This window comes from Schlesneria sp. (genome assembly GCF_036405755.1).
GTDB lineage: Bacteria > Planctomycetota > Planctomycetia > Planctomycetales > Planctomycetaceae > Schlesneria > Schlesneria sphaerica.
The window spans coordinates 1-3297 of record NZ_DASWWZ010000604.1 but is presented as its reverse complement, the minus strand read 5'-3'; the positions used below and the strand labels follow the sequence as shown (position 1 = coordinate 3297).

The following is a 3297-nucleotide window of genomic DNA, read 5'->3' as shown; positions in this document are numbered from 1 at the left end:
GAGATCGTTGATAAGGCAGAGTCTCTTCCCTCTTCGGGACGCCGACTTGCCTGGGCTCAACACCTGGTTAACGGAAAACATCCTCTCGTAGGTCGAGTGCTGGCGAACCGGATCTGGCTGCATCACTTTGGACGGGGGATTGTTGATACCCCTGGCGAGTTTGGCATTCTGGGAAGTCGACCGACGCATCCTGAATTACTTGACTGGCTTGCCGATGAACTTGTCCGACAGGGCTGGAGCCTGAAGCGGATGCACAAGCTGATTATGATGTCATCGGTCTATCGCCAGTCCTCACGCCGGCTTGATCAGCGAGCCGCAAATCTGGACTCGGACGGATCGCTTTATTCGCGGTACAGTGTCCGACGACTGGAAGCAGAGATCGTTCGGGATCGAATGCTCGCGACCTGCGGGCGAATCGATACGACTCAGTTCGGTCCCTCCGTCGAAGTGATGGAAGACTTTGCTGGTCAGGTGCATGTGAAAGACGATTCACCACGTCGCAGCGTGTATATCCAGGCACGCCGCAGCAAACCGGTATCGCTGTTAACGGCGTTCGACGCGCCTGTGATGTCCATTAACTGCGAACGACGCACGAACAGTACTGTCGCCTTGCAGTCGCTGATGCTGATGAACGGCGATTTCACTTTGAAACAGGCCGAACATCTCGCCAAACGTCTGCGGACGGAATCATCGGTGGATCTGGATCGTGAACTGACGGCCCGGTTCGAGACGCAATTCCCGAGCCGGTCGGCCGCCTGGCAGTATGGGATTGGAGCGGTCGACGTGCCGGCCCAAGAGGGAGCAGGATCACTCGCCTCGGTCCGTTTCCAGCCATTGTCTCACTGGACCGGTCAACAATGGCAAGCCGGGCCGGTATTCCCTGATCCGGTCGCGGGCTACGCACTGATTCACACTGCGGGAGGCCATCCGGGTGATGACACTCAGCGAGCGGTCATTCGCCGCTGGACCGCTCCTCAATCCGGGATCGTCTCGCTGGGGGGATCGCTTCGACACCATTCCGACGCAGGTGATGGTGTGCGGGCTCGCGTTGTCTCGAATCAGAGAGGCCTGGTTGGCACCTGGACCGCCAAGACAAACAGTGTCGAAACGAATGTCCCCAAGATCGAAGTGCAGCAGGGAGAGATTCTCGACTTCGTAACCGATTGCATCGAGACCGTGACGAGCGATTCCTTCGAGTGGGGTGTCAAATTGCAACTCACCGATGCAGCGGGAGCAGAACTCGGACGGTGGGACTCGGCGGCTGACTTCCATGGTCCAATCACGACGTCGATTCCACAACAGATCGCCTGTGCATGGCGATTGGCCTACTGTCGCCCGATCACCCCCGAGGAGCTGGAGATGTCATGTCAGTTCATGGAACAGCAACTCCAGACGCTCAGAGCCAGTTCGGCGGCGGGTGATCACGAGTCGATTGCGCTTTCGAGCCTGTGCCAGCAGATTCTGAGCAGCAACGAATTCCTGTACATCGATTGAGAGAATTTGGTCACCTGTCGCGAGGCGCCGCAGAGCCCCGCTGAGGAAACGCTGCCGATCGACGTGTCCTTCTGCTGAGAATGACCCGTTGTGACGGAGTAACGCCAGTCATTGCGATTCCCGTTTTTCCCTCCCGTGCTTGCGAAACGAATACGCCAAAGTGAGGCCCGTATGACAATGAACTTTCCCACGAATGGTTTGAATGGGACCCGAAGGCAGTTTCTGGCGACCAACGCCTTTGGGATTGGCAGTTTCGCTCTCGCATCGCTGCTCCGAGATCAGGGATTGCTGGCCGCACCTCCCGGCAAACCGGCCGAGCACCAGATCAACGACCTGAAGCGTCGGGCACCGCAGGCAGCTCCGCGTGCGACTGCGATGATTTCCATGTTCATGCACGGGGGGCCGGCTCACATGGACTTGCTGGATCCCAAACCCGAACTCAGCAAGCATCACGGTCAGGACTATAACGGCGAGGTTGTGTTCAGCTTTGTTAATCGTGCCAGTAAGAAGCTGTTCGGCAGCCCCTGGAAGTTCAGTGCCCACGGACAATGCGGGACCGAGGTCTCGGAACTCCTTCCGCACACCGCTGATATTGTGGACGATATCTGCGTTGTTCGCTCAATGCATACGGGACACAATGGCCACGAAGTTTCGATTCGTTACTTCCACGGCGGCATTCCCGCGGTGACGGGACGTCCCACGCTGGGAAGCTGGATCGCATACGGTCTGGGCAGTGAGAACCAGAACCTGCCCGCTTACCTGGTTCTGGCTGATCCGGGTGGTCACCCCGTCGACGGAACATTGAACTGGTCGAGCGGATTCATGCCTCCACTGTTCCAAGGTACCGTACTACGGGCCGAGGAGCCACGAATCTTTAACCTCGACCCGCCACCCCGACTTCGCGGGCCACTGCAGCGTCAGAATCTGGACTTCCTGGCTCGTCTCAATCAGCGACATCTGGAACAGCATCCGGGGGAATCGGATCTGGAAGCGCGTATTGCCAGCTATGAACTGGCCGCCGCCATGCAGACCGAAGCCAAGGAAGCACTGGATATTTCTCAGGAACCAGAACACATCCACAAGCTGTACGGCCTGGATCAACCGCATTCCCGTGAATACGGGACTCGATGTCTTATCGCTCGACGACTGGTAGAGCGCGGCGTGCGTTTCGTACAACTCTTCCTCGACGGACAGCCATGGGACAATCACACCGATATCCGCAAGGGCCTGCCGGCTGTCTGTAAGCGAACGGACCAGCCTGCTGCGGCGCTCGTCAAGGATCTCAAACAACGAGGGATGCTCGATTCCACGATCGTGCATTGGGGTGGAGAAATCGGCCGGCTGCCCGTGAGCGAAGGAGAATTGAGCGAAGGGAATGGTCGAGACCACAACGGACAGGGATTCTCGATCTGGCTCGCCGGTGGCGGCTTCAAGCCGGGGATGGCCTACGGAGAGACCGACGAGGTCGGGCACCGCGCTTCGGTCAATGTGGTGACGCCTAACGATTTTCAAGCGACGATCCTTCGTCAATTGGGGATCGATCATTCGAAATTGCTCTACCAGTTCAATGGCCGTGAGCAGCAGATCACCGATGGTCGATCGGCACGAGTCGTCTCTGACATCCTGACGAGTTGATGGCGCGGTCTGGCCCCCGAACCGGGAACAGCTCGACAGTGGAAGCAGTTCTCCTCGCCGGGACGAGGGGAGCTGTCCGAAGATTGCGCGGCGGCTGATTGTCCCGTTCACAAAGTGTCCGTCGTGTCGAACGAACTTTTATGGCGATCGGTATTCCATATTGTGGCG

At 58.1% G+C, this 3297-nt stretch carries 2 protein-coding genes; both read left to right on the top strand.

Translation table 11 applies throughout. The features are described from left to right. Positions 1–1494 (top strand): DUF1553 domain-containing protein (locus VGE80_RS20015; RefSeq protein ID WP_440593883.1); only part of this gene is annotated, 1494 nt, incomplete at its 5' end. Positions 1495–1665: 171 nt separating this feature from the next. Continuing rightward, positions 1666–3129: a DUF1501 domain-containing protein gene (locus VGE80_RS20010; protein ID WP_373650373.1), complete on the top strand. Its 1464-nt coding sequence runs from the start codon at positions 1666–1668 to the stop codon at positions 3127–3129. The last annotated feature ends 168 nt before the right edge of the window (positions 3130–3297 follow it).

Coding starts and splice junctions, on each gene's coding strand:
- VGE80_RS20010 (WP_373650373.1), top strand. CDS start 1,666: ATGACAATGAACTTTCCCACGAATGGTTTGAATGGGACCCGAAGGCAG.